20 protein-coding genes are annotated in these 23,051 nt (G+C 73.8%); 10 read left to right on the top strand and 10 right to left on the bottom strand.

Going from position 1 to position 23,051, the window contains the following annotated elements; translation table 11 throughout:
- Positions 1–9: 9 nt before the first annotated feature.
- Both ABZ915_RS22335 and ABZ915_RS22330 read right to left on the bottom strand, forming a co-directional pair.
- Positions 10–1,113: a GNAT family N-acetyltransferase gene (locus tag ABZ915_RS22335; RefSeq protein ID WP_361805701.1), complete on the bottom strand. Its 1,104-nt coding sequence runs from the start codon at positions 1,111–1,113 to the stop codon at positions 10–12.
- 28 nt (positions 1,114–1,141) lie between these two features.
- On the bottom strand, positions 1,142–1,786 hold the full coding sequence (locus tag ABZ915_RS22330; RefSeq protein WP_361805698.1) for a hypothetical protein: 645 nt from the start codon (positions 1,784–1,786) through the stop codon (positions 1,142–1,144).
- A 49-nt stretch (positions 1,787–1,835) separates the two neighbouring features.
- Here ABZ915_RS22330 and ABZ915_RS22325 point away from each other — a divergent pair, with 49 nt between their 5' ends.
- Both ABZ915_RS22325 and ABZ915_RS22320 read left to right on the top strand, forming a co-directional pair.
- Positions 1,836–2,510, top strand: coding sequence for a maleylpyruvate isomerase family mycothiol-dependent enzyme (locus ABZ915_RS22325; RefSeq protein WP_361805695.1), 675 nt, complete (start codon positions 1,836–1,838; stop codon positions 2,508–2,510).
- A gap of 115 nt (positions 2,511–2,625) precedes the next feature.
- Positions 2,626–3,324 (top strand): copper homeostasis protein CutC, encoded by a 699-nt coding sequence (locus ABZ915_RS22320; RefSeq protein ID WP_361805692.1) that lies wholly within the window; start codon positions 2,626–2,628, stop codon positions 3,322–3,324.
- A gap of 7 nt (positions 3,325–3,331) precedes the next feature.
- Here the strand turns inward: ABZ915_RS22320 and ABZ915_RS22315 are convergent, their stop codons facing one another.
- A complete protein-coding gene (locus tag ABZ915_RS22315; RefSeq protein WP_361806296.1) occupies positions 3,332–5,296 on the bottom strand; it encodes a UvrD-helicase domain-containing protein in 1,965 nt (654 codons plus the stop codon).
- A 357-nt stretch (positions 5,297–5,653) separates the two neighbouring features.
- Here ABZ915_RS22315 and ABZ915_RS22310 point away from each other — a divergent pair, with 357 nt between their 5' ends.
- Together ABZ915_RS22310 and ABZ915_RS22305 are read left to right on the top strand one after the other, a co-directional pair.
- Entirely contained in the window at positions 5,654–5,833 is a 180-nt protein-coding gene (locus tag ABZ915_RS22310; protein WP_361805689.1) for a hypothetical protein, read from the top strand.
- Between the two features lie 36 nt (positions 5,834–5,869).
- Positions 5,870–6,979: a glycosyltransferase 87 family protein gene (locus ABZ915_RS22305; RefSeq protein WP_361806293.1), complete on the top strand. Its 1,110-nt coding sequence runs from the start codon at positions 5,870–5,872 to the stop codon at positions 6,977–6,979.
- On the opposite strand, the gene ABZ915_RS22300 is transcribed toward ABZ915_RS22305, so the two are convergent.
- Complete coding sequence (locus ABZ915_RS22300) at positions 6,931–8,574, bottom strand: DNA repair helicase XPB (RefSeq protein ID WP_361805686.1); 1,644 nt, start codon at positions 8,572–8,574, stop codon at positions 6,931–6,933. The two genes, ABZ915_RS22305 and ABZ915_RS22300, sit on opposite strands and share 49 nt — an antisense overlap.
- A gap of 173 nt (positions 8,575–8,747) precedes the next feature.
- On the opposite strand from ABZ915_RS22300, the gene ABZ915_RS22295 reads away from it, so the two are divergent.
- Positions 8,748–9,311 carry a hypothetical protein gene (locus tag ABZ915_RS22295; protein WP_361805683.1) on the top strand — a complete coding sequence of 188 codons (564 nt, stop codon included), beginning with the start codon at positions 8,748–8,750 and terminating at the stop codon, positions 9,309–9,311.
- 9 nt (positions 9,312–9,320) lie between these two features.
- On the opposite strand, the gene ABZ915_RS22290 is transcribed toward ABZ915_RS22295, so the two are convergent.
- Positions 9,321–11,864: a helicase-associated domain-containing protein gene (locus tag ABZ915_RS22290; protein WP_361805680.1), complete on the bottom strand. Its 2,544-nt coding sequence runs from the start codon at positions 11,862–11,864 to the stop codon at positions 9,321–9,323.
- A gap of 178 nt (positions 11,865–12,042) precedes the next feature.
- Here ABZ915_RS22290 and ABZ915_RS22285 point away from each other — a divergent pair, with 178 nt between their 5' ends.
- Both ABZ915_RS22285 and ABZ915_RS22280 read left to right on the top strand, forming a co-directional pair.
- A complete protein-coding gene (locus ABZ915_RS22285; protein WP_361805677.1) occupies positions 12,043–13,041 on the top strand; it encodes a hypothetical protein in 999 nt (332 codons plus the stop codon).
- Between the two features lie 72 nt (positions 13,042–13,113).
- A complete protein-coding gene (locus ABZ915_RS22280) occupies positions 13,114–13,743 on the top strand; it encodes an HAD family hydrolase (protein ID WP_361805674.1) in 630 nt (209 codons plus the stop codon).
- Between the two features lie 50 nt (positions 13,744–13,793).
- Here the strand turns inward: ABZ915_RS22280 and ABZ915_RS22275 are convergent, their stop codons facing one another.
- Entirely contained in the window at positions 13,794–14,042 is a 249-nt protein-coding gene (locus ABZ915_RS22275; protein WP_361805671.1) for a hypothetical protein, read from the bottom strand.
- Between the two features lie 165 nt (positions 14,043–14,207).
- Here ABZ915_RS22275 and ABZ915_RS22270 point away from each other — a divergent pair, with 165 nt between their 5' ends.
- The gene (locus ABZ915_RS22270; protein ID WP_037653330.1) at positions 14,208–14,591 is read left to right on the top strand and encodes a cold-shock protein; all 384 of its coding nucleotides are present in this window, start codon (positions 14,208–14,210) and stop codon (positions 14,589–14,591) included.
- A gap of 9 nt (positions 14,592–14,600) precedes the next feature.
- Here the strand turns inward: ABZ915_RS22270 and ABZ915_RS22265 are convergent, their stop codons facing one another.
- From ABZ915_RS22265 to ABZ915_RS22250, 4 genes are all read right to left on the bottom strand, one after another.
- Positions 14,601–15,491, bottom strand: a complete 891-nt coding sequence (locus tag ABZ915_RS22265) for a 1,4-dihydroxy-6-naphthoate synthase (RefSeq protein WP_361805668.1) — start codon at positions 15,489–15,491, stop codon at positions 14,601–14,603.
- Positions 15,488–16,186, bottom strand: coding sequence for a futalosine hydrolase (locus ABZ915_RS22260; RefSeq protein WP_361805665.1), 699 nt, complete (start codon positions 16,184–16,186; stop codon positions 15,488–15,490). The genes ABZ915_RS22265 and ABZ915_RS22260 overlap by 4 nt, the downstream gene beginning before the upstream one ends.
- Positions 16,156–16,632, bottom strand: coding sequence for a DUF2771 domain-containing protein (locus ABZ915_RS22255; protein ID WP_361805662.1), 477 nt, complete (start codon positions 16,630–16,632; stop codon positions 16,156–16,158). Before ABZ915_RS22255 ends, ABZ915_RS22260 begins: the two co-directional genes overlap by 31 nt.
- 62 nt (positions 16,633–16,694) lie before the next feature.
- A complete protein-coding gene (locus ABZ915_RS22250; protein WP_361805659.1) occupies positions 16,695–18,122 on the bottom strand; it encodes an MFS transporter in 1,428 nt (475 codons plus the stop codon).
- Positions 18,123–18,412: 290 nt separating this feature from the next.
- Between ABZ915_RS22250 and ABZ915_RS22245 the strand changes: the two genes are divergently transcribed.
- Entirely contained in the window at positions 18,413–19,339 is a 927-nt protein-coding gene (locus ABZ915_RS22245) for a DUF3027 domain-containing protein (RefSeq protein ID WP_361805656.1), read from the top strand.
- A gap of 469 nt (positions 19,340–19,808) precedes the next feature.
- Positions 19,809–22,976 carry a molecular chaperone Hsp90 gene (locus tag ABZ915_RS22240; protein ID WP_361805654.1) on the top strand — a complete coding sequence of 1,056 codons (3,168 nt, stop codon included), beginning with the start codon at positions 19,809–19,811 and terminating at the stop codon, positions 22,974–22,976.
- Positions 22,977–23,051: the final 75 nt, after the last annotated feature.

Below are 23,051 nucleotides of genomic sequence, written 5' to 3'. Positions count from 1 at the left end.
TGGGCGCCCTCAGTCCCGGCGGAGATACAGCTGGAGCACGCTGTCCATGTCGTCCTGCTCGCGGGCCGTCCGCTCCTCCTCCACGGTCGCCCGGTCGTAGCCGGACCGGGTGACCACAGCCTGCGAGGGGAGGTTCTCCTGGTCGACGGTGGCCATCAGCAGCCGTACGTCGTCCCGGGCGAGCGCCCACTCGGACAGGGCGCGCAGGGCCTCGGTGGCGTAGCCCTGGCCGCGGGCGGCCTCGACGAGGTCGTACCCGACCTCCGCGCGGCCCTCCTCGTCCGGGGCGCCGTGGAAGCCCATGCCGCCGACCGCGCGGCCGTCCTCCCGGCGGACGAGCGCGAACAGCCCGAACTCCGGCCGGTGCACGCCCGCTTCGTACGCCTTGACCACCATCCCGGCGGCGTCCCGCGTGCCCTGGAACGGCCCGCCGTCGACCCACTCGAAGCCGCCGTCGCCGCCCAGCCGCAGATCGCGGGCGGCGGCGGGCCGGACGCCGACCAGGGTGAGGCGTTCGGTGGGGATGACCAGGTTGTTGCGCCAGCGCCACTCGGTGACCGGGGCACGGCCGGACAGCTCGCCCCGGCCGGTGGCCCACAGCAGGGTCGGCCAGGCGGCCGGGCCGGGCTGGACGTGCGGGAAGAGCCAGGTCAGGACGGACTCGGCCAGCTCCTCGGACGGCTCGTAGGGCAGCCCCAGGGCCTGGGCGATGTCATGCGTGTGCAGCAGCACCTCGGCGATGCCCATCGCGGCGAAGCCCTCGCGGTCGGCGCTGCGGAAGGGGTAGGGGTGGAAGGCGCGGACCTCGCGCGGGGCGGTGCGGACGGCGGCGGCGAGCAGGGCTCCGGTCGACTCGACGACGTGCAGCAGGCCCGCGTTGTCGGTGCCGTCGTCGAGGGTGATCTCGAACGGCACGTAGTCGTCCTGGGCGCGTCCCGCCAGGTTGGCGGCGTACGCGACGAGGTCCTCGGCGATGTGGAACGCCGTCTGATGGCAGCTCCAGTCCAGTCCCGCGGCCTTCACGCCTTCCCAGTCCCGTTCCACCGCCGGCCGCAGTGCCGCCACGCAGCCCGCGACGGCCTCTTCCACCTGATCCCCACCTATGGCACGCATGGGCCGCACACTAAGCGGGCCGGGCCGCTCAGGTCGACAGCATTTCCAGCTCGCCGGCGAGGTTGTAGCGGGCCGTCGCCTCCCACTTCTCCTGCCCGTACGGCGTCCTGAACAGCCTGGGCAGTTCCAGGAGTTGCCGCAGGATCGCGGCCCGCCCCGCGCGGAAGGCGTCGTTCGGCACGAAGTGGTACTCCTCGCGGACCGCGGCGGTGTACGCGGCGTACGCGGAGGGCGGCGCGGCGAGGACCGCCAGGTCGGCGTCGCACAGCACCTGGCCGTCGCGGTCCTCGTCGCCGGGGTCGTGCGTCACGGTGAGCCGGACCAGCCGGGCGACCTCGGCGGTCTTCCCCTCCGGGACCCCGGCCTCGGGGAGCGCGCGTTCGGCGAGCCGGGCCGACCGCTCCTCGTTCTCGGACCGTTCGGGCAGGTAGACGGCGTCGTGGAACCAGGCCGCCAGGCGCACGACGTCCGGGTCGCCCGCGTACTCCTCCAGTACGTCGACGTGGTCGAGGACCGCGGTGAGGTGCGTGAGCGTGTGGTAGTGCCGCTGCGGCTCCTGCCAGCGGGCGAGGAGGTTGTCGGCGTACGGCACCGGGTCCTTGCCGCCGCCGGGGGCGCGGGCCCCCTCCAGGGCACGGGCGAAACGGGCGCGTAGGACGTCGAGATCGGCCATGAGCTCATTCTCCCGCCTCCCGTGCGCCGCGCGGCCTAGCTTGGTCGGTATGACTGACGTGACCATGAAGGAAACACGGGACCCCGAACTCCCCGGCCGGCTGCTGGCCGTGGAGCGGGACGCGCTGGTACCGCTGCTGCGGGCCCGTTCCGAGGCGGACTTCGCGCTGGCGACCGCCGCGTGTCCGGGATGGACGGTGCGGGACGTGCTCGCGCACTGTTCGGCCGCGCTGACGCGGGTGGTGGAGAGACGCTTCGAGAAGGGGGTGTTCTCGCCGGCGTCGAACGACCGGGACATCGCCGAGCGCGCCGCGTGGACGAACGCGCGGGTGGTCGACGAGCTGGAACGCGGAATGACCGAGGCCGGGCCGGTGATCGCCAAGGCGGGCGGGGTGCTGGACATGGTCGCCCTCGGGGAGTGGGTGCACGCGGGCGACGTCCGCGAGACCTTCGGCGAACCGGGGGCCTACTCCGGCGCCGGCCTGCCGCACGCGCTCACCCTGCTGACCTGGATCACCCGCGAGAAGGGCCGGCTGCCGCTGCACGCCGACCTCGACGACGTGGACGAGCCGCTGCGGCTGGGGGCGGAGAGCGGGACGCGGACCCCGGCGCGCTTCATCGGGGACGCCGCCACGCTCGTACGGCTGTACTCGGGTCGGCCGCTCACGGCGGCCCCGTACGAGCTGGCCGGGGCGGAGGTGGGGGAGCTGAACATCTTCGGCTGATTCCACGCCCCTGCCCGGTGGCGCTCTCGCGAGCCGGTGCCCTCCCGACGTACCCTGAGATTGGACTAGACCTGTAGCCGCTCCAGGGCACACCGACGGAAGGGGTCCGATGAGCATGAGCACGCGTGCGGTTCTGGAGGTGATCGCCCTCGATCCGGAGGACGCGGTCGCCGCCCAGGCCGGAGGCGCGGACCGCCTCGAGCTGGTCACCGACATGGCCGCCGACGGGCTCACCCCGCCCGTCCGGACCTTCGCCGGGATCCGTGCCGCCGTCGACCTCGACCTGCGCGTGATGCTGCGGCTCGCCGACGGGTTCGCCGCCGGGGAGGCCGACGGTCTGGTCGGGGCCGCGCGCGAACTCCGCGCGGCCGGGGCCGACCAGTTCGTGCTCGGCTTCCTCGGCCCCGACGGCGGGGTGGACCTCGACGCCGTGGAGCGGGTCGTCGCCGAGCTGGACGGCTGCCGCTGGACCTTCCACCGGGCGATCGACCGCGCCGCCGACCGCGCCGCCCTGCGCAAGCAACTGGCCGACCTGCCCGGCCTGGACTGCTACCTCACCGCCGGCTCCGCCACCGGCGTCGACGAAGGACTGCCCACCCTGCTCACCGAGGCCCGCCGGCACGGCGAGCCCGGATACGAGCAGCGCCTCCTCGTCGGCGGCGGCCTCCGCCTCGACCATGTGCCGGCCCTGCGCGCCGCGGGCATCGACGGCTTCCACATCGGCGGGGCGGCCAGACCGGGAGGCTGGGACGGCCCGGTGTCGGCGGCGGCGGTGGCTCAGTGGCGGGAGGCGCTGGACGCGCCCCGGCCCTGACGCCGGCTCACGCCAGCTGCGGCGGCAGCGCGGTCGCGTGGGTGACGATCAGGCCCGACACCGCTCGGGTCAGGGTCACGTACAGGCGGCGCAGACCCGTGCGCTCGTCCGGTTCGCCGTCGACCACGGCCTGGGGCTCGTCGAGGACCACGTAGTCGTACTCCAGGCCCTTGGCGAGCGAGGCGGGGACCAGGGTCAGCCGGGTGTCCGCCGTCGTCTCCTCACCCGGGGCCAGATATGTGATCCCGGCCGCGGTGAGCGCCTCGGCGAGGGCGGGGACGCGGGCGTCGGCGGCGATCAGGCCGGTCGAACCCTCGTTGCGGAGCAGCTCCTCGCACGCGGCGACGACCTCGGCGGTGCCGTCGATGCCGCGGACTTCGAAGAAGCCCGGGTTCTCGCGGACCGAGGCGACCGGGGTGAGGCCCGGCGCGATGTGCGGCAGCAGCCGCGAGGCGTAGGTGATGACGTCCGTCGGGACACGGAAACCGGCGGTCAGCTCCTCCACCACCCCGTCCGTCTTCCCCAGGTGGCCGAGGGCCTCGTCCCAGCTCCGGGTCGCCCACGGGGTGGTGCCCTGCGCCAGGTCGCCGAGGACGGTCGCGGAGCCGGTGGTGCAGCGGCGGCCGACGGCCCGGTACTGCATGGGGGACAGGTCCTGCGCCTCGTCGAGGACGACGTGCCCGAGCGAGTGCGTGCGCTGCACGAGATCCGTCGCCTCGTCGATCAGCACCGCGTCCGCCGCCGACCACCTGGCCGACTTCACGCTGCGCACCGGCTTCGCCCACAGGATCGTCTTCTGCTCCTCCTCGTCGAGGATCCCGTCGGCGTGTACGGCGAGGAAATCGGCGTCGGTCAGCAGACGCAGGACGAGTTTCGCCGGCTCGACGGCCGGCCAGACCGCCTTCACCGCCGCCTTCACCGCGCTGTTGCGGGCCACCGCGTCCTGCACCCGGTCGTCCGGGGCCTCGCCCGAGCGCTCCATCTGCACCAGCACCGCGTGCGCGACCCGCTGCGGCAGGGCCTCGCGGGCGGCACCGTAGCGGATGTCGCGGTCCAGCAACTCGCGTGCCAGGCCTTCGAGTTCGTACGCCGGGACGCGCCAGCGCCGGGAGCCGCGGACCACGACCACGGGCTCGGTGGGCATGGTGACGTGCGAGTAGAGGGCCTTGCGCAGCACCTCCGCCATCCGCGCGTCCCCCTTGACGAGCGCCGCCGCCGCGTCGTCGGTGCCGCGCACCTCGACCTGGCCCACGAGGTCGTCGACGGTGGCCTGCCGGACGGCCAACTCGCCCAGCGCCGGGAGTACTTGCTCGATGTAGTGCAGGAAGGACCGGTTCGGCCCGATGACCAGGGTGCCGGTGCGGGCGAGCCGGTCCCGGTGGGCGTACAGCAGATACGCGACCCGGTGCAGGCCCACGGCCGTCTTCCCGGTCCCCGGGCCCCCCTGCACACAGACCGTGCCGCCGAGCCCGCTGCGGACGATCTCGTCCTGCTCCGGCTGGATCGTGGCGACGATGTCACGCATCGGGCCGACACGCGGGCGCTCGATCTCCTGCTGGAGCAGCTTGCTGGTCGAGGCCGCCTCGGCGGGGTCGGAGAGGTGCTCGTCCTCGTACGCCGTGAGGTCGCCGCCGGTGTACCCGAAGCGGCGGCGCAGCCCGATGTCCATCGCGTCCTTCTTGGACGCCCGGTAGAACGGCTGCGAGACCGGCGCACGCCAGTCGATGACCATCGGGTCGCCGTCGGCGTCGTGCACATGCCGCCGCCCGATGTAGAACTGCTCTCCCTCGGCGCCCTCGGCCTGTTCGGCTCCGGGCGCGTGCAGATAGTCGAGGCGGCCGAAGAACAGCGGGGTGCCGCTGAGGTCGGCCAGCGCCTTGATGCGCTCGTCGATCTGGCGGGCGAGCACCTCGGCGTTCACCCAGTTCGCGGTGACATCCTTGATGTCGAGCGACTCCACGTCCTCGCGCATGGCGCGCAGGGCGGCGCGGGAGGCGGCGAGGTGGGAGCGTTCCCGGGCGAGGGGGTCGTGGGTGGGCGTGGACAAGGGGGTGCCTCCGAGGGGCCTGGTGGGGCGCGTGCGGTGGGGGTGCCGACCGGTTTCCGGCCGGACGGCGGCACTCCGTGAGGAGGCGGGCAGGAGCGGAGATTGTAGTGAGGGCGGGGCGGCGGTAGCCAATCCTTTTCCGTCCCCCAGGACCCCCTAGGGACCCTTAGGGGGTAGTACCTCCGGCCTAGGGGAGGGTCCGACCGTGGGTGGACCGAAATATGCCCGGGATCGGTCCTCGGGGCCGATGCGATCGCTGTGTCCGAGTTCCACCATGGAGACATGAGCGCAGCAACCATCCACCCAGCCCCCGCCCGCCCGGCCGGAGCCACGGCCGTCGACGGCGTCCCCCACCACCGCCTGGGCGACGCACTCCGCGCCGTCAAAGTCTTCGTGAGCGCGGCGTTCAGCGTCGTCGTCCTCGGCGAGTACGGCGAGGAAGCAGGCATACGCCCCAAGTGACCGCATAAGTTCATCACCGTGCCAAAACGGTCGGTGATGTCCTGCGTCCTCCTCGTCGTCTCCCTCTCCTCCCTCGCCGTCCTCTGCGTCTGGCAGCGCGTCCCGATGGCCGACACGCTGGTCTACCGGGCCGAGGGCGAGGCCGTCGCCCACGGCGGCGACCTCTACGGCCTCACCGTCACCGAATGGCAGCTGCCGGCGACGTATCCGCCCTTCGCGGCGGTCCTGTTCGTCCCGACGACCTGGATCCCCGTCCCGGCCCTCAAGCTCATCTCTCTCGCGGGCAACGCGCTCCTGCTCGCCTGCCTCGTCACCCTCTCCGCCCGCCTCGCGGGGCGCACCCTGTCCCCGCCCGCCCTGCGCACCGCCACGGCACTCGCCCTCTGGCTCGAACCGGTCTTCCAGACCCTCGTGTTCGGCCAGATCAACCTGGCGATCATCTGCCTGACCCTGTGGGACCTCACCCGGCCGGCCGGCGCCCGCGCCAAGGGGGCCGCCGTGGGCGTCGCGGCCGGGATCAAACTCGTGCCCGCCGTGTTCATCGCCTGTCTGCTGCTGCGTCACCGCCACCGGGAGGCCGCCACGGCGACGGCGGCACTGACCGCGACCGTCCTGCTCGGCACCCTCGCGCTGCCCGCCGCCAGCGTCGACTTCTTCACCCGCCGCCTCTACGAGACCGACCGCGTCGGCAAACCCTGGATCATCGACAACCAGTCCCTGCAAGGGCTGATCGCGCGGATGCTGGGGGACCCGGCCCCCGGACCCGCCTGGCTGCTCCCGGCGACAGCCCTCGGCGTGCTCGGCCTGTGGCTGGCGGCCCGCGCCCCCGAGGACCGCTGGGGAATCCTGCTGACCGCCTTCACCACCCTGCTCGTCTGCCCCATCAGCTGGTCCCACCACTGGGTGTGGTGCGTGCCGCTCATCGCCGTACTCCTGGCGGAGGGCCGCACCCGCCTGGCGGCCGTCGCGGCCGTGCTGTTCACGGCACGCCTGATGTGGCTGCTGCCCCACCAGGGCGATCTGGACCTCCGACTGCCCTGGTGGCAGCAACCGCTGGCGTCGCCGTACCCGCTGCTGGGGCTGGCGCTGCTGGGTGCTCAGCTCTCCGCGAGGAGCTCGTCCGCGTCCACGATCCGGTACGCGTAACCCTGTTCCGCCAGGAACCGCTGGCGGTGGGCGGCGAAGTCCTGGTCGATGGTGTCGCGGGCGACGACGGAGTAGAAGTGGGCCTGGTGGCCGTCGGCCTTCGGACGGAGCACCCGCCCCAGGCGCTGGGCCTCCTCCTGCCGGGAGCCGAACGTCCCCGACACCTGGATGGCCACGGTCGCCTCCGGCAGGTCGATGGAGAAGTTCGCCACCTTCGACACCACCAGCACGCTGATCTCGCCCTCCCGGAAGGCGTCGAAGAGCTTCTCGCGCTGCGCGTTCGACGTCTCACCCTTGATCACCGGCGCGTTCAGATGCTCGCCCAGCTCGTCGAGCTGGTCGATGTACTGCCCGATGACGAGGATCTGCTGCCCGGCGAACCGCCGCACGATCGCCTCGGTCACCTTCCGCTTGGTGTCCGTCGTCGCACAGAAGCGGTACTTCTCCTCCGTCTCGGCGGTCGCGTACGCCAGCCGCTCGGCGTCCGTCAGATTGACCCGGACCTCGACGCAGTCGGCGGGCGCGATGTACCCCTGCGCCTCGATCTCCTTCCACGGCGCGTCGAACCGCTTCGGCCCGATCAGCGAGAAGACGTCCGACTCCCGCCCGTCCTCGCGCACGAGCGTCGCCGTCAGCCCGAGCCGTCGCCGCGCCTGGAGGTCGGCGGTGAACTTGAAGACCGGCGCGGGCAGCAGGTGCACCTCGTCGTAGACGATCAGCCCCCAGTCCCGGGAGTCGAACAGCTCCAGGTGGGGATAGACGCCCTTCCGCTTCGTGGTCAGCACCTGGTACGTCGCGATGGTGACCGGCCGGATCTCCTTGCGCGTACCGCTGTACTCGCCGATCTCGTCCTCGGTCAGCGAGGTCCGCTTCACCAGCTCGTGCTTCCACTGCCGGGCCGAGACGGTGTTCGTGACGAGGATCAGCGTCGTCGACTTGGCCTCCGACATCGCCCCGGCCCCGACCAGCGTCTTCCCCGCGCCGCAGGGCAGCACGACGACACCGCTGCCGCCGTGCCAGAAGTTCTCCACGGCCTGCTTCTGGTAGGGCCTGAGCGCCCATCCGTCCTCGGCCAGCTCGATCGGGTGCGCCTCACCGTCCACGTACCCGGCGAGGTCCTCGGCCGGCCAGCCCAGCTTCAGCAGCGTCTGCTTGATCTGCCCGCGCTCGGAAGGGTGCACGACGACGGTGTCCGGGTCGATCCGGGCGCCGACCAGCGGAGCGATCCGCTTGGACTTCAGCACCTCCTCCAGCACCGGCCGGTCCGTGGTGGAGAGCACCAGCCCGTGCGCCGGGTGCTTGGCCAGCGTCAGCCGCCCGTACCGGTCCATCGTCTCGGCGATGTCGACGAGCAGCGCGTGCGGCACCGGATACCGGCTGTACTGCACCAGCGCGTCCACCACCTGCTCGGCGTCGTGCCCCGCTGCCCGCGCGTTCCACAGCCCCAGCGGCGTCACCCGGTACGTGTGGATGTGCTCCGGCGCCCGCTCCAGCTCGGCGAACGGCGCGATGGCCCGACGGCAGTCGCCGGCCCGCTCGTGGTCGACTTCCAGGAGCAGGGTCTTGTCGGACTGGACGATCAGCGGACCATTCACGTACGTCATTCCTTCCGCATGGACCAAACGTCCAGTGTGCCGCACCGCGCCCCGAAACGGGGGCCCGCTCTTCCCCGGGCGGCTCCGGGGCAACTCCACGCGCCGTTCGGATGTCTCACCACGTGAGCGGCGGCGCGGTGTGCGCGGGCGCGGGGGCGGTGAGGAGTTCGCGGATGTCGGGACGCAGATGGGCCACCGGTGTGGGAGCCGTCGTGGTGCTGGCCGCCACGGGCACCTGGGCGATGCGGCCGGCGGACGTCGGCACGCGGCCGTCGGCCGCGGACGTCGACACGCGGCTGTGGAGCCAGGTACGGCCGGTGATCGAGGCCCGGCTCGTGGCGGAGGCGCACGGCAGCGGCTACGGCGAGGCCGTGCCCGCGCTGGACGCGCGCTGGTTCTGCCGGGCGGAGCCCATCGGCCTGGAGGAGCACGGGGATGCCGTCCGGGCGGGCGTCGACACGCTGTGCGTCGAGTACGGGATGCACGGCCGCACCCTGGTCGAGTGCAGCGCCGGACAGGTCCCGCAGGTGGTGAGCCTGGCGCGGGACACGGACGGCGGCTACCGCGTCGTGTCGCGGGAGGAGGCCCCCGACGGCGCGGGGAACGGCCGGTGGACCAGGAAACACCTCGGTGTCTTCGCCTCGTCGCTCGTCGACTCGATGCCCTCCGACGCCCTGGAGGCCGCCGCCCGCACCCACTTCGGCCTGGCCGCGGACGCGCCCGTCGGGGACTGCTGAGACCGGCGGTCAGTCGTCCGCCAGCTCCGCCACGCCCGTCACCCGGTGCAGCGGATACGTCCGCACCTCGTCCGCCGTGTGGTCGTACGCCGTCACGAAACCGCCCTCGACCCGGATCGGGGCGATGACCCGCTGGCTGGCGGTGCCCTCGGCGTTCACATAGCCGATCCAGAGGGCCCCGCCGGTGAGGACGGCGGCCTGCATGGTGGCGAGGGTCTCCGCGGAGCTGGTGCGGGGCAGGTCGCCGTCGGAGACCGGGGTGCCGGTGCCGGTGGCGGTGGCGGGCTTGCGCGGGGCGGTGGCGGCGAGATCGCCCGCGCGGATCGCCCGGATCGCGGCCGACAGGAGAGTGCCGTCGGGCGGCGGCGGGCCGTCCGGAACCGGCTCCGGGGCGGTACGCGGCGGGGTGCGGTGGGCATGGGCCCGGGTGATCAGCACATCCCCCTCGGCGGACTCGGCGGCCGGGGCGAACCCCAACCCGCGCAGGCCCTCCAGCAACGTCGCCGGATCGGCCTGGGCCGCCAGCACCGTCGGCGCCAGCCGGCGCAGCCGCAGAGCCGCCGCCCGCCGGTCCGCCAGGATCTCGCTCAGCACCGCGTCGTCGTCGCAGCGCACATAGGCCGACGCGGCCCCCACCCGCAGATGCCCGTGCTTACGGGCCACGTCGTCGATCAGATACGCGAGCGGCTGCGGCACCGGCGTACGGGAGTGCGCGGCGAGGAAGGCGTGCAGGTCCGACGCGGCACGCCCGGCGTCCAGGGCACGCCGTACCGAGGCGGGCGTGAACCGGTAGACGGTGGCACCCCCCTTGGACTCCACGTCCGCGAGCACCCCCAGCATGTCGGCCAGCGGCCGCTTCAGCGGACCCGGCGCCACCGCCGTCAGATCGGCCTGGAGCAGCACATGGTCCAGGGGCTCCGGGAGCAGCGGGGCCAGCACCCGGGCGGCGGCGGCCGTCGCGACGGCCTGCTCGGCCGCGGAAAGGGGCTCCCGGACCGCCGGCAGGTGATGACGGTGGTGCACGGGCAGCTTGTCACCCGGCCCGGCGGGCGCCTTCCCGCCCGTACGCGGTGCCGGCGCCCCGATCAGGGCACGCCCGTGCGCGGACAACGCGCCCCGGCCCGTCACCCCGAGCAGCTCCGCCTCCGACAGCGTCCACGTGGCCAGCCGGGACCGCAGATCGTCCTCCCGCTGCGGTCCGCGCAACGGCCGCTCCCAGCGCAGCCGCTCCAGCACGGCCTCGGCGGACGGCGCCCCGCCCGCCGGCAGCCCCGCCAGCAGCGACAGCACCCGGTGCCGCACCTCGGGCGCCGCGGACCGGTCGAGACCCGGCCCCAGCGCCGACAACGTACGGTCCTTCGCGTCCCGCCCGCCGATCACCCCCGGCGTCCGCGTCACCGTCAGCCACGCCTCGGCCAGCCGCGCCCAGCGCTGGGCCACGGGCTGCTCCAGCCACTCGTCGTACGCCGGGGTCGGCGCGTACCGCTCGTCCGCCTCACCGTCGGAGGCCAGCAGCCCCGCCGCGTAGGCCAGCTCGATCCAGAACGCGGCGACCGGCTCGGCCACGTCCAGGGCGACGGCCGTCCGCTTCAGGTCCCGCACGCTCAGGCCCCCGGCCCGCAGCACCGCGGGCCCGCCCTCGTCCCACTCCTTCAGCAGCTCCTCGACGGTGGCCGGCGCGGTGTACGCCTGCCCCGCCGCCGTCGCGTCCACCATCTCGGGCCGGTGCGCCGAGGCCGGCTCCACGGCGGGCGGCACCGGCTCCGGCTCCCGGTGCGCGCGGCCCGCACGCAGATGCAGGGCGACCTCCCGGGGCAGTACGACCGTGCCGGGCGCCGTCGGCAGCAGCAGACCGCGATCGAGCAGCCAGCGCAGCCGGGCCGCCGGATCGGCGGTGACCTGCCCGTACGGCGGCCCCCACACCAGCCGGTCCAGCACCTCCAGCGACTCCGCGGGCGCCTCGTCGAGCAGCGCCGCCATCCGCTTCCGGTCCGTGAACAGGGCGGCCAGCGCGGCCGCCGCCGACACCGAGTCATGGGTGGACGTCAGCCCGGCCGTGGTGACGATCTCCTGGATCCGCCCCGGCGACATCCCCGACGTCGCCTCCTGCACGGCGGGCCCCAGCCCCGTCGGCGACGGATGCTGCGCGGACGGCGCGAGCAGCTCACGGGCGGTCCGCACCAGCCGCAGCCGGTCGTCGCCGCCCCACGCCAGGGCCTGCTCGCGCAGGGTCCCCACGGCACGGGGCAGCGCCGCCGTGACCACCGGATCACCGGCGTCCCCCGCCATCAGCCCCAGCACCTCGTCGTACGTCGCCGGGTCCGCCGCCACGGCCAGCGCTTCCGCCGTCTGCAACGCGAACCGGTCCAGCCGCTCCAGCGCCCGCAGCACCGAGGCCCGCGTCCCCGCACGGGTCGCCAGCTGCGTGAGGTCGGTCGGCACGGGCGTGATGAGATCCGGGCGCGCGCGCAGCAGCCCGGCCAGGGATGCGTCGTCGCGCGCGCGGAGCGCTTCCGCGAGGGAGCGGGGCGCCGGGCGGTCCTCGGTGCTCATCTGCCCCACGTTAGCGGGTGGGTACGACTCAGACCCCGGTCCGCTTTTCTCAGCCCGTCCGGCGTTTGAGGACGAGGCCGTCCAGGCCGCTGCGGGGGTCCGGGGGCGGCAGCCCCCAGGGCCGGTACGCGGTACCTTCGACCCGGGGAAACAACGGCCGAACCCCCGGAGGGACTTCGTGGGGATTGAGAGCGACCAGGTCGTCTACGAATACCTGAGCCGCGTAGGCGACATGGCCCAGCAACGCCAGTTGGCGTCATCCGCACGGATGCGCCTCGTGACGGAGCTGCGCAACGAGATCGACCGGCACCGGGCGAAGACCACGGTGGACAGTCCCGCCGCGGTCCGCCGCATCCTGGACCGCCTCGGCACCCCGGACGAGGTCGTCACGGCGGCGGGCGGCACCGGCGGGCCCCCCGAGGCGCCGCCCGCCGCGGTGCCCGTACAGCGGGACGGCGAGGACGGCACACGGCCGAAGGGGCTGCGCCGGGTCGTACCCCGCCCGCGCCCGGCCGAGCCGGACCCGGCCCCGCCCTCCCGTGCCGCGTCCCCGCCGCACCTGGCGGGCGCGGACGAACTCGGCGACAGCGCCGCGCAGCCCGACTGGTGGCGGGTGGACAGCGGCCCCTTCGGGGTGGGCGACAGCGTGCCGGGGTTCGTCGGCGGGGTGGAGATCCCCGAGCTGCTCAGGCAGCCGCCGAGCCTGGAGAAGGAACCGGCGAAGGAGACGGAGCCGCCCGTGGTGGCCGTCGAGGACGCCACGGACGCCAGGGACACGGTGGCCGCCCCGGACCCCGCCACCCGCGCCCGCCGCCGCAGGCTCCCCCTGCCCCGCCCCGCCGCCGGCTGGACCAACCCGCTCCTGCTGCTGGCCGCCGCCGCGCTCGTGGCCGGGGCGGTCATGGGCAACCCGTTCGTCCTGATCCTGGGCTGGCTCATCGCGTACGGCTCCCGTCGGCTCACCCCGGCGGAGAGCAAGTGGGCCGTGATGGGCGTGCCGGGCCTGGCGCTCGCGGCCGGCCTGGTCTGGCTCTGGGGCCGCGACAACGGCCGCTGGGGCACCCCCATCGCCCAGGGCCATATGAACGACGCCCTGGCCGAGACCTGGCCGTGGGTGGTGCGTGGCGCGGCCGTGGCCTCGGCGCTGTTCCTGGTCTGGCGTTCGCAGCGACGGTGACCTTCGCGGCGACCGTGACGGTTGCCCAGCTCACAGTCGCGGCGGGCCTGGGTGCCGTACCGCCTGGGCACAATGGCCCATATGACCTCACGCCCGCTGACCGTCGGCTTCGACCTCGACATGACCCTGATCGACTCCCGCCCCGGCATCCGCGCCTGCTACCAGGCGCTGTCGGAGCGGACGGGGACGTACATCGACGCCGACCTGGCGGTGACCCGGCTGGGACCGCCGCTGGCAGACGAGCTGGTCAACTGGTTCCCGGCCGAGCAGGTGGCGCCGATGAGCGAGCTGTACCGGGAGATGTACCCCATGATCGCCATCACCGCGACGCCCGCGCTGCCGGGCGCGCGCGAGGCGATCGACGCGGTGCGGGAGGCCGGCGGACGGACGATCGTCGTCACCGCCAAGTACGAGCCGAACGCCAAGCTGCACCTCGCCCACCTCGGCATCGAGCCCGACGCGGTCGTCGGCGACCTGTGGGCCGAGGAGAAGGCGCGGGCGCTGCGCGAGCACGGCGCGGGCGTCTATGTCGGCGACCATGTGGGTGACATACGCGGGGCACGCACGGCGGGCGCCCTGTCCGTGGCCGTGGCGACCGGTCCGTGCGACGCGGAGGAACTGCGCGCGGCGGGCGCGGACGTGGTCCTCACCGACCTGACCGAACTCCCGGCCTGGCTCACGGAGTACCGCCGGGCCGCGTAGCGCCTGTCCGGCGGATCGGGTCGCAGGCCGGGCAGGCCCTGGCGTCCGTCCTAACGCGAGGCCCGCGCCTGTCGCCGTCCCGCCGCGACCGAGCGCAGCACGCCGGCGCCCGCGACGAGGAAGCCGACGCCCATCAGCATGCACAGGCCGTACATGAACGCCGGAAATGGTTTCGCGCCGAGGAAGAGCGGGGCCACGGTGACGAGAGTGGCCACGGCACCGATGAAGAACACGACGGCACCGGCGCGGATCAGTCCGTCACCGGGTGCGGCGGAATTCGTTTGGGTTTTGTCACGCACCCGACCAGGGTAGTTCCCAGCGCGAAGGAACAACCGGGCGACGTCTTGTCAGCCGCCCCAAGACCATTAGCCTTGGTACCGGCGGGTCATGGTCGACCCGCCCCAGTGCTATCAAGAGCCGTTTTCCGAAGCAGTTTTCCGACGAGTACGAGGACGAGGACAGACGTGCCTACCGGCAAGGTCAAGTGGTTCAACAGCGAGAAGGGCTTCGGCTTTCTCTCCCGCGACGACGGCGGTGACGTCTTCGTCCATTCCTCGGTCCTCCCCGCCGGAGTCGACGTACTCAAGCCGGGACAGCGGGTGGAGTTCGGCGTGGTCGCCGGTCAGCGCGGCGACCAGGCGCTCTCGGTCGTCGTGCTGGACCCCACGCCCTCGGTCGCGGCCGCGCAGCGCAAGAAGCCGGACGAGCTGGCCTCCATCGTGCAGGACCTGACGACCCTCCTCGAGAACATCACCCCGATGCTCGAGAAGGGCCGCTACCCCGAAAAGGCCTCCGGCAAGAAGATCGCCGGCCTGCTGCGGGCGGTCGCCGACCAGCTGGACGTCTGACCCACCCGCTCAGGGAAACGCGAGCCCACCCGGCCCGAGGGGCGGCACCAGCCCCTCGGCCGCCGCTCGCGTGAGCAGGCCCCGGACAGCGGCATAGCCGTCCTCGCCGAGTTCCGAGGTGAACTCGTTGACGTACAGGCCGATGTGCTGGTCGGCGACGGACGGGTCCATTTCCTGGGCGTGTTCCATGACGTACGGGCGAGAGGCCTCGGGGTCGTCCCAGGCCGCGTGCACGGACGTACGGATCGACTCGGCGAGCAGCCGCAGCGTGTCCGCGCCCAGTGACCGCTTGGCGACGATCGCGCCCAGCGGGATCGGCAGCCCGGTGGTGTCCTCCCAATACTCGCCCATGTCGGCGAGCTTGTGCAGCCCGTAGTTCTGGTACGTGAAGCGCGCCTCGTGGATGACGAGCCCCGCGTCGACCTTCCCGTCCCGCACGGCCGGCATGATCTCGTGGAACGGCATGACCACGATCTCGCCGACCCCGCCGGGCAGCGTGTCCGCCGCCCAGAGACGGAACAGCAGGTAGGCGGTCGACTTCTCGCTGGGCACCGCGACCGTACGCCCCGTCAGTCCCCCACTGCCGAAAGCGTGGGAGGTGCCCCCAGCCCCGGCCTCCCGCGTCAGCACCAGCGGCCCGCAGCCCCGGCCCAGCGCGCCGCCGCACGGCAGCAGGGCGTACTCGTCGAGGACGTACGGCAGCACCGCGTACGACACCTTCAGCACGTCGAACTCGCCGCGCTCGGCCATGCCGTTGGTGAGGTCGATGTCCGCGAAGGTGACGTCGAGGGCGGGCGCGCCCGGGACCCGGCCATGGGCGAGGGCGTCGAAGACGAAGGTGTCGTTGGGGCAGGGCGAGTACGCGATCCGCAGCGCCTCGGGCTCACCGTGGGCAGTCATACCTGTTTCCAACTCTCCAGTACGGGCGCCAGCTTCCCGAACCCCTCGGCCAGGGCCGCGAGGGCGTCGCCGATGCGCCAGGCGTCGCGGTCGCGCGGGCCGACGGGGTTGGAGACCGCGCGGATCTCCAGTACGGGCGTGCCGTGCGCGGCGGCCGCCTCGGCGACCCCGAAGCCCTCCATGGCCTCGGCGAGGGCACGCGGGTGGCGGGCGCGCAGCTCGGCGGCGCGGGCCGCGGTTCCGGTCACGGTCGAGACGGTGAGGACGGTGCCGGCGAGCGCGCCGGTCGCCGCGGTCACCTCTCGTACGAGTGAATCCGGCGGACGGTGGGTGACGGTCCCGAAGCCCAGCCCGGTGACCGGAACGAACCCCTCCGGTGTCTCGGCGCCCAGATCGGCGACGGTGATCTCGTCGGCGACGACGAGGGAACCTAGGGGCGCCTCGGGCAGGAAACCGCCGGCGATCCCGGCGGAGACGACCAGGCCGTAGGGGGTGCCGCGCAGCGCGGCGGTGGTGAGGGCGGTCGCGGTGGAGGCGGCGGCGAGGGCGGGGCCCACCCCGGCGGCCACCACGTCGGCACCGGGAAACGCCCGAGCCACCGCGTCCCGCTCGGCGGGTACCGCGGTGGCCACCAGGACCCGGAAGCCGGCTACGGACGACGTGGTCAGGAGTCCTTCTTCAGCTTGAAGGACCACAGACCCGTGACCGTCTTCTCGCCCTCCTTGATGGACACCAGGGTCGAGTTGCCCTGGGCGCCGTACTGGGCGTTGAAGAACACGCTGCCCGGGATGGTCCGGTACGTCTTCTTGCTGGAGTCGGTCAGGGGCTGGCCGTTCATCAGGATCGTCCAGCCGTTGTCCGCGATCTTCGGGTCCACCCCGAAGCGCACGGTCTCGTCCGGGTCCACCTTGATGGACTTGAGGTCGGTGTCCTTCAGGCACTTCGTCAGCGACGCCGTGTCGAGGGCGTCGCCGTCGTTGTAACAAGTGGCCTCGGAGTTGACCGAGCTCGTGCCGACGGTGATCGTCGACATCGGTGTCGGCTTGTCGCAGGCCGACAGCAGAAGCAGTCCGGCGGAAACGGCGCCGGCGGCGGCGACGGCGCGGCGGCGTCGCACAACAACGGAGTGCAGCGTGGTCATGTCCGAAGGCTATCTGGCGTGTCCCGGCCCTTCCCCACGCGGGGTGCGGCGTGCCCGGTTCGTTACGCCACTCGCGCTCGCGCCGTGCCGCCGTGCCGCGCCGAGCTCAGCAGACCGCGCACCGTGGTCAGCCAGCCCACGGCGACGAACGCGCCGCCCACCGCCAGGCCCAGCGTGCCGTTGAGCGGCATCACGATGCCCACCGCCCCGCCGAACACCCAGGCCATCTGCAACAAGGTCTCCGACCGGGCGAACGCCGACGTCCGCACCTGCTCCGGCACGTCCCGCTGGATCAGCGCGTCCAGACACAGCTTGGCCAGCGCCTGCGCGAACCCGGCGACCGCGGCCAGACACGCCACCAGGAACGCGCCGAAGAACACCGCCGCGACGATCGCCGCCCCCAGCACCACCGCCACCACCGTCACGATGATGATCTCCGGCGCCCGGGACCTGAGCCACGCCCCGACCGCCGTACCCAGCGCGTTGCCCGCGCCGGCGGCCACGCCCACTATCCCCATCGACACCGCCGCGCTCTCGCCGGTCAGCGGGTGCTCGCGCAGCAGGAAGGCGAGGAAGAAGATCAGGAAGCCGGACAGACAGCGCAGGGCGGCGTTGGCGCCGAGCGCGTTCGTGACGGCCGGCCCGACCGTGCGCAGCCCCGGCCGCTTCAGCTCCTCCTTGCGGTGCGGGCCGTGCAGATGCCGCTCGTCGGCGGCGAGCAGCGCGATGTCCTCGTCCTTGGCCGAGTCGACCTTCGCGGGCAGGGTGAAGGACAGGAACGCGCCGGCCATGTAGATCACGAAGGCGCCGTAGAGCGGCCAGGGCGAGCCGATCGACTGGAGCCCCGCCCCGATGGGCGCGGCGACACCCGTGGCCAGCAGCCCGCCCAGGGTCACCCGCGAGTTCGCCTTCACCAGAGAGAACCTGGGCGGCAGCAGCCGGGGCACCACGGCACTGCGTACGACCCCGTACGCCTTGGACGCGACCAGCACCCCGAGCGCCGCCGGATACAGCTCCAGGCTGCCGCTGGCCGCGGCCCCCGAGATGATCAGCGCGAGCAGGGCACGGGCGAGCATGGTCCCGGCCATCGCGACCCGGCGGCCGTGCGGCAGCTTGTCGAGGAGCGGGCCGATCACCGGCGCGAGGACCGTGAACGGGGCCATCGTGATGGCCAGGTAGAGCGCTACACGCCCCCGGGCCTCGTCGGTGGGCACCGAGAAGAACACCGTCGAGGCCAGCGCGACGGTGATCATGACGTCGCCCGCGCCGTTGACCGCGTGCAGTTCGATCAGCTTGCCGAGTCCGGACTCGCCGGCGCCGTGCGCGTGCGTCGCCTTGCGGATGCCGCGCGCGGTCCCCGTCACCGGGAAGTGCAGGGCACGACCGACCGCGCGGGCGGCCCCGCGCACCGGACCCGCACCGCCACCTCGACTACTCCCCCCGGTCCCACCGGTCCCGGTGGCACCCTGGGGCGGCCTCGTGGCTGCCACGACGTTCATAGTGCCCCGAGAGGGGCATTGATAGTGCGGTTTGAAGCCAAGCGAGTCGAACGGCCGGGCCGGAAACACCACCCTGAACCGGCGAACAACTCCGTCGGTGTAGGCCGAGCGCCGGTGACCGGGTAGCGTGCGTATCTCAGCCATCCCGCAGAATGGATGGCAGAGGTGCGCCCGAGCGCGATCGGACGCGGACGTCGATGCGGCCCACAGGTCCGCTCCGTCCGTTCCACCGCCTTCAGGCCGGCGCACCCGTGAGACGGCGTAGGAGAGAAGCGATACCTGTGAGCGCAGCGACCACGCGAAGCCGCACCCCCGACCGCCTGTGCGCCGAGGCCGTCGACCTAGCCCGTGCCGCGGCCGAGGAGGCGGCCGCGCCAGGCGTCGTCGGCGAGCATGTGGGCCTGGTCGCCGAGGGCGACCGAGTCGTCACGCACTTCTTCGAGTGCAAGGAGCTCGGGTACCGGGGCTGGCGCTGGGCGGCCACGGTGGCCCGCGCGTCCCGCGCGAAGTTCGTGACGCTCGACGAGGTGGTCCTCCTCCCCGGCCCCGACGCCCTCCTCGCCCCCCAGTGGGTGCCCTGGAGCGAACGCCTCCGCCCCGGCGACATGGGCCCCGGCGACCTGCTGCCCACCGACGCCGAGGACCTCCGCCTCGAGCCCGGCTACACCGGCGAGGCCGAGCCGCCGCCGAACGCCCCCGTGTCCGAGGAGATGGCGGAACTCGCCGAGGCCGAGGACGCCGAGGTCACCCCCGGCACGCCCGCCGTACAGCCGGTGACCCCCGCCCGCGGCACGATCGCCGCGGTAGCGGAGGAACTGGGCATGCGCCGCGCCCGCGTCCTGTCCCGCTACGGCCTCCACGTCGCCGCCGACCGCTGGGACGACTCCTTCGGCGCCCAGACCCCCATGGCGCAGGCGGCACCCGCCTCCTGCGCCAGCTGCGGCTTCCTGGTCCCCGTCGGCGGCTCCCTCGGCCAGGCCTTCGGTGTCTGCGCCAACGAGTTCTCCCCGGCCGACGGCCGCGTCGTCTCCCTCGCCTACGGCTGCGGCGGCCACTCCGAGGCCGCGGTCATGCCCAAGCCGCCCCAGCCGGCCACCCCCGTGATCGACGAGACGAGGGTCGACCCCTTCCCCCTGCGACCGTCCCCGGATTCCGGTTCGGTACCGCCCACCGGCGACGAGGAGACGGCGGAACTGGGCCACTCGTAACCGAGGGCTGCCGCCCCCGGGCCCCCGCTGTCGGCCCTGAACGGCCCTCGTCCTCAAACGCCGGACGGGCTGGATGATGCGGGCCGGGGTTGGGGGTGTGCGGGGGCGGAGCCCGCAGGGGGTGCAGGGGGCGGAGCCCCCGCCGGGGTCTGGGGCGGAGCCCCGCGAGGGGTGCAGGGGACGCAGTCCCCGCGGGGGTGCTGGGGCGGAGCCCCGCGAGGGGTGCAGGGGGCGGAGCCCCCGCCGGGGTCTGGGGCGGAGCCCCAGGGTGGGGTGACTTCCCAGTTGGCCGTCATGGGTGGGTGGGTGGGAAACCCCCGGGGTCTGGGGCGGAGCCCCAGGGCGTGGCACCCCCAGCCGACCCGGGGTCTGGGGCGCAGCCCCAGGAAGCACCCCCCACCGGGCCCACCGGCCAAGCCCAGCGGCAGCGGCGCGGTACCTTCGTGGTCAGCCGACGAGGAGAGTGACCGTGACCAAGTACGTGCGCCCGGCAACAGAGGGTGCCGACCCCTTCGGTACCGCCCGCCTCCGCCGCGGGGTGCTCGACGCCTGGGCCACCAGCCCCGCCCGCTTCCGCGAGGACGCCAACGCCGAGGAGGACCTGGTCCTCGGCGGCTACCGGGACCGCCTCGTCGTCGAGCTGGCCCAGAACGCCGCCGACGCAGCGGCCCGCGCCCACGCCCACGTGCCCGGCCGCCTCCGCCTCACCCTCCGCGACGGCGTCCTGGTCGCCGCCAACACCGGCGCCCCCCTGGACGCGGCCGGCGTCGAGTCGCTCTCCACCCTCCGCGCCTCCGCCAAGCGCGAGGCCGACGAAAACCGGCCCACCGTCGGCCGCTTCGGCGTCGGCTTCGCCGCCGTACTCGCCGTCACCGACGAGCCCGCGGTCGTAGGCCGGCACGGCGGCGTCCGCTGGTCCCTCGCCGAGGCCCGCGAACTCGCCGTCGACACCGCCCGCCACAGCCCCGGCCTGGGCGACGAGATCCGCCGCCGCGACGGACACGTACCGCTGCTGCGCCTGCCGTTCGCCGCCGAGGGCAGCGCCCCGGACCCGTACGACACGGCCGTCATCCTCCCGCTGCGCGACGCGGCCGCCACCGACCTCGCCGAACGCCTCCTGCACGCCGTCGACGACGCCCTCCTGCTCGCCCTGCCCGGCCTGGAGGAGGTGGTCGTCGAGATCAACGACGACGCCCCCCGCACCCTGCGCCGCCGCACCGAGGGCGCCCACACGGTCGTGAACGACTCCCGCGACGGCACGACCCGCTGGCGCACGGTCTCCGCGCACGGCCCGCTCACCCCGGACCTGCTCGCCGACCGCCCGGTCGAGGAGCGGCTGCGCCCGCACTGGTCGGTCACCTGGGCCGTGCCCGACCCGGACGGCACCCCGGCCCGCCCCCGCACCACACCCGTCGTGCACGCCCCCACCCCGAGCGACGAGCCCCTCGGCGTCCCCGCCCTGCTCATCGCCTCCTTCCCGCTGGACACCACCCGCCGGCACGCCGCCCCCGGCCCGCTGACCGACTTCCTGGTGCAGCGCGCGGCGGACGCGTACGTCGATCTCCTCGCCGACTGGCGCCCGGTGACCGAGGGCATCATCGACCTCGTGCCCGGCCCGCTCGGCAAGGGCGAACTCGACGGCGCCCTGCGCCAGTCGATCCTCGACCGCCTCCCGCGCACGGCCTTCCTGCCCCCGGCCGCACCCCCGAAGCACCCCGCCGAGGCCGCGGGCAGCCCGGATCACGAGGTCGCCGCGGAACTCCCGGAGTCCCTGCGCCCCCGGGACGCGGAGATCGCCGAGGGCGCCGGCACCGACACCGTCCGGGTCCTCGCCGAGGTGCTGCCCACGCTGCTCCCCGCCGGCCTGGAACGCCGCGTCGAGCTGCGCACGCTGGGCGTCGCCCGCCTCCCGCTCGCCGACGCCGTCGACCGGCTGGCCGGTCTGGAGAAGTCCCCCGACTGGTGGTGGCGGCTGTACGACAGCCTCGCCGGCGTCGACCCCGACCGGCTCTCGGGGTTGCCCGTGCCGCTCGCCGACGGGCGTACGACGATCGGGCCCCGCCAGGTCCTGCTGCCCACCCCGGACGCGGCCGCCGTCGACCCGGAGGTGCTCGGCCGGCTAGGCCTGAAGGTCGCCCATCCGGACGCCGCGCACCCGCTCCTGGAGAAGCTCGGCGCGCTGCCCGCGACCCCGCGTGCCGTCCTGACCACCCCGCAGGTACGGGCCGCCGTCGCCGCCTCCCTGGACGACGAGGGCGCGGTGGCCTGGGAGGAGGACGGCCTCGACGCCGAGGAACTGGCCGACGCCGTCCTCGCCCTGGTCCGCGACGCGGGTCTGGAGCCGGGCGACGAGCCGTGGCTGGGTGCCCTCGCCCTGACCGACGAGGACGGCGAACTCGCCCCCGCCGGTGAGCTCGTCCTCCCCGGCAGCCCCTTCGCCCAGGTCATCCGCGAGGGTGAACTCGCGGCCGTGGACGCCGAGTTGGCCGAAAAATGGGGCGAGCAGCCGCTGGCCGCCTGTGGCGTGCTGGCCGACTTCGCCCTCGTACGGGCCACGGACGTCGTCCTCGACCCGGACGAACTGGAGCCCCGCGAGGGCGACTTCGCCGAACCGGACGACGCCGGCCTGCTGGACGCCGTGGACGTGTGGTGCGAGGACATCCTCGACCGCTTCCCCGACACCCCCGTACCCCCGGTCGCCACCGAACTCGTCGCCGTCCGCGACCTCGACCTCGTCGACGACGACCACTGGCCGCAGGCCCTCGCCCTGCTCGCCCGTCCGCCGCTGCGCGACGCGCTCACCCAGCCGGTGCGGATCCTGCTGCCGGACGGCACCCACGAGGTCGTACGGCCGTACACGGCATGGTGGCTGCGCGGGCACCCGGTCCTCGCCGGCCGCCGCCCGGCGGGTCTCCTCGCGGCCGGCGGCGACCCGCTGCTGCACGGCCTGTACGACGAGGCGGACGCCACCGGCTTCGAGGACGAGCAGGTCCTCAAGGCCCTCGGGGTGCGCACGTCCGTCGCCGCCCTGCTCGACGAGCCCGGCGGCGCCGCCGAACTGCTGGACCGCCTCGCCGACCCGGAGCGCCCGGTCAAGCCCGCCCAACTGCACGGCCTGTACAGCGCGCTGGCCGACCTCGACCCCGAGCAGGTCACCCTGCCGGACGAGCTGCGGGCCGTCGTCGACGGGCGGGTGGCGGTGGTGGAGGCCGGCGGCGCCGTCGTCGTCGACTCGCCCGACCTGCTGCCCTTCACGTCCGGGGTCCCGCTGCTGCCGGTCCGCCCCACCCGGGCCGCCGAGCTGGCCGAGCTGTTCCAGGTGCGGCGGCTGAGCGAGTCCGTGACCGGCGAGGTGGACTCCGAGGGCGCCGAGCACGACGTACCCGAGTCGGTACGCGTACTGCTGGGCCCGCGCACCCCGGACACCTACGTCGAGCACGACGAACTCGTGGTCGACGGCGTGGAGATCGACTGGCGCCTGACCGACGACGGCGTCCTGCACGCCGCCACCCTGGAAGGTGTCGCCGCCGGCCTCGCCTGGGCCGCCGGCCAGTGGCCGCGTCGCTTCGAGGTCGCGGCACTGCTGGAGGACCCGTCACGCACGGAGGAGCTGGCCCGGGACCGCTGGTTCGACTGAGTTGCGCTTCCGAAGTCTTCGCACAAATTCTTCAATCGCGTACAACCATTGCCCCTGATGGCGGATCTGATCACC

Origin of the sequence: Streptomyces sp. NPDC046915 (assembly GCF_040644935.1) — a bacterium.
Taxonomy (GTDB): Bacteria; Actinomycetota; Actinomycetes; order Streptomycetales; family Streptomycetaceae; genus Streptomyces.
The sequence above is the reverse complement of the archived record's forward strand: the minus strand, read 5'-3'. Positions and strand labels throughout refer to the sequence as shown.

Bases quoted from the DNA above. Each gene is read 5' to 3' on its own strand.
- ABZ915_RS22335 (WP_361805701.1), bottom strand. From the start codon at position 1,113: ATGCGTGCCATAGGTGGGGATCAGGTGGAAGAGGCCGTCGCGGGCTGC.
- ABZ915_RS22330 (WP_361805698.1), bottom strand. From the start codon at position 1,786: ATGGCCGATCTCGACGTCCTACGCGCCCGTTTCGCCCGTGCCCTGGAG.
- ABZ915_RS22325 (WP_361805695.1), top strand. From the start codon at position 1,836: ATGACTGACGTGACCATGAAGGAAACACGGGACCCCGAACTCCCCGGC.
- ABZ915_RS22320 (WP_361805692.1), top strand. From the start codon at position 2,626: ATGAGCACGCGTGCGGTTCTGGAGGTGATCGCCCTCGATCCGGAGGAC.
- ABZ915_RS22315 (WP_361806296.1), bottom strand. From the start codon at position 5,296: ATGCGCGAGGACGTGGAGTCGCTCGACATCAAGGATGTCACCGCGAAC.
- ABZ915_RS22310 (WP_361805689.1), top strand. From the start codon at position 5,654: ATGAGCGCAGCAACCATCCACCCAGCCCCCGCCCGCCCGGCCGGAGCC.
- ABZ915_RS22305 (WP_361806293.1), top strand. From the start codon at position 5,870: ATGTCCTGCGTCCTCCTCGTCGTCTCCCTCTCCTCCCTCGCCGTCCTC.
- ABZ915_RS22295 (WP_361805683.1), top strand. From the start codon at position 8,748: ATGTCGGGACGCAGATGGGCCACCGGTGTGGGAGCCGTCGTGGTGCTG.
- ABZ915_RS22290 (WP_361805680.1), bottom strand. From the start codon at position 11,864: ATGAGCACCGAGGACCGCCCGGCGCCCCGCTCCCTCGCGGAAGCGCTC.
- ABZ915_RS22280 (WP_361805674.1), top strand. From the start codon at position 13,114: ATGGCCCATATGACCTCACGCCCGCTGACCGTCGGCTTCGACCTCGAC.
- ABZ915_RS22265 (WP_361805668.1), bottom strand. From the start codon at position 15,491: ATGACTGCCCACGGTGAGCCCGAGGCGCTGCGGATCGCGTACTCGCCC.
- ABZ915_RS22255 (WP_361805662.1), bottom strand. From the start codon at position 16,632: ATGACCACGCTGCACTCCGTTGTTGTGCGACGCCGCCGCGCCGTCGCC.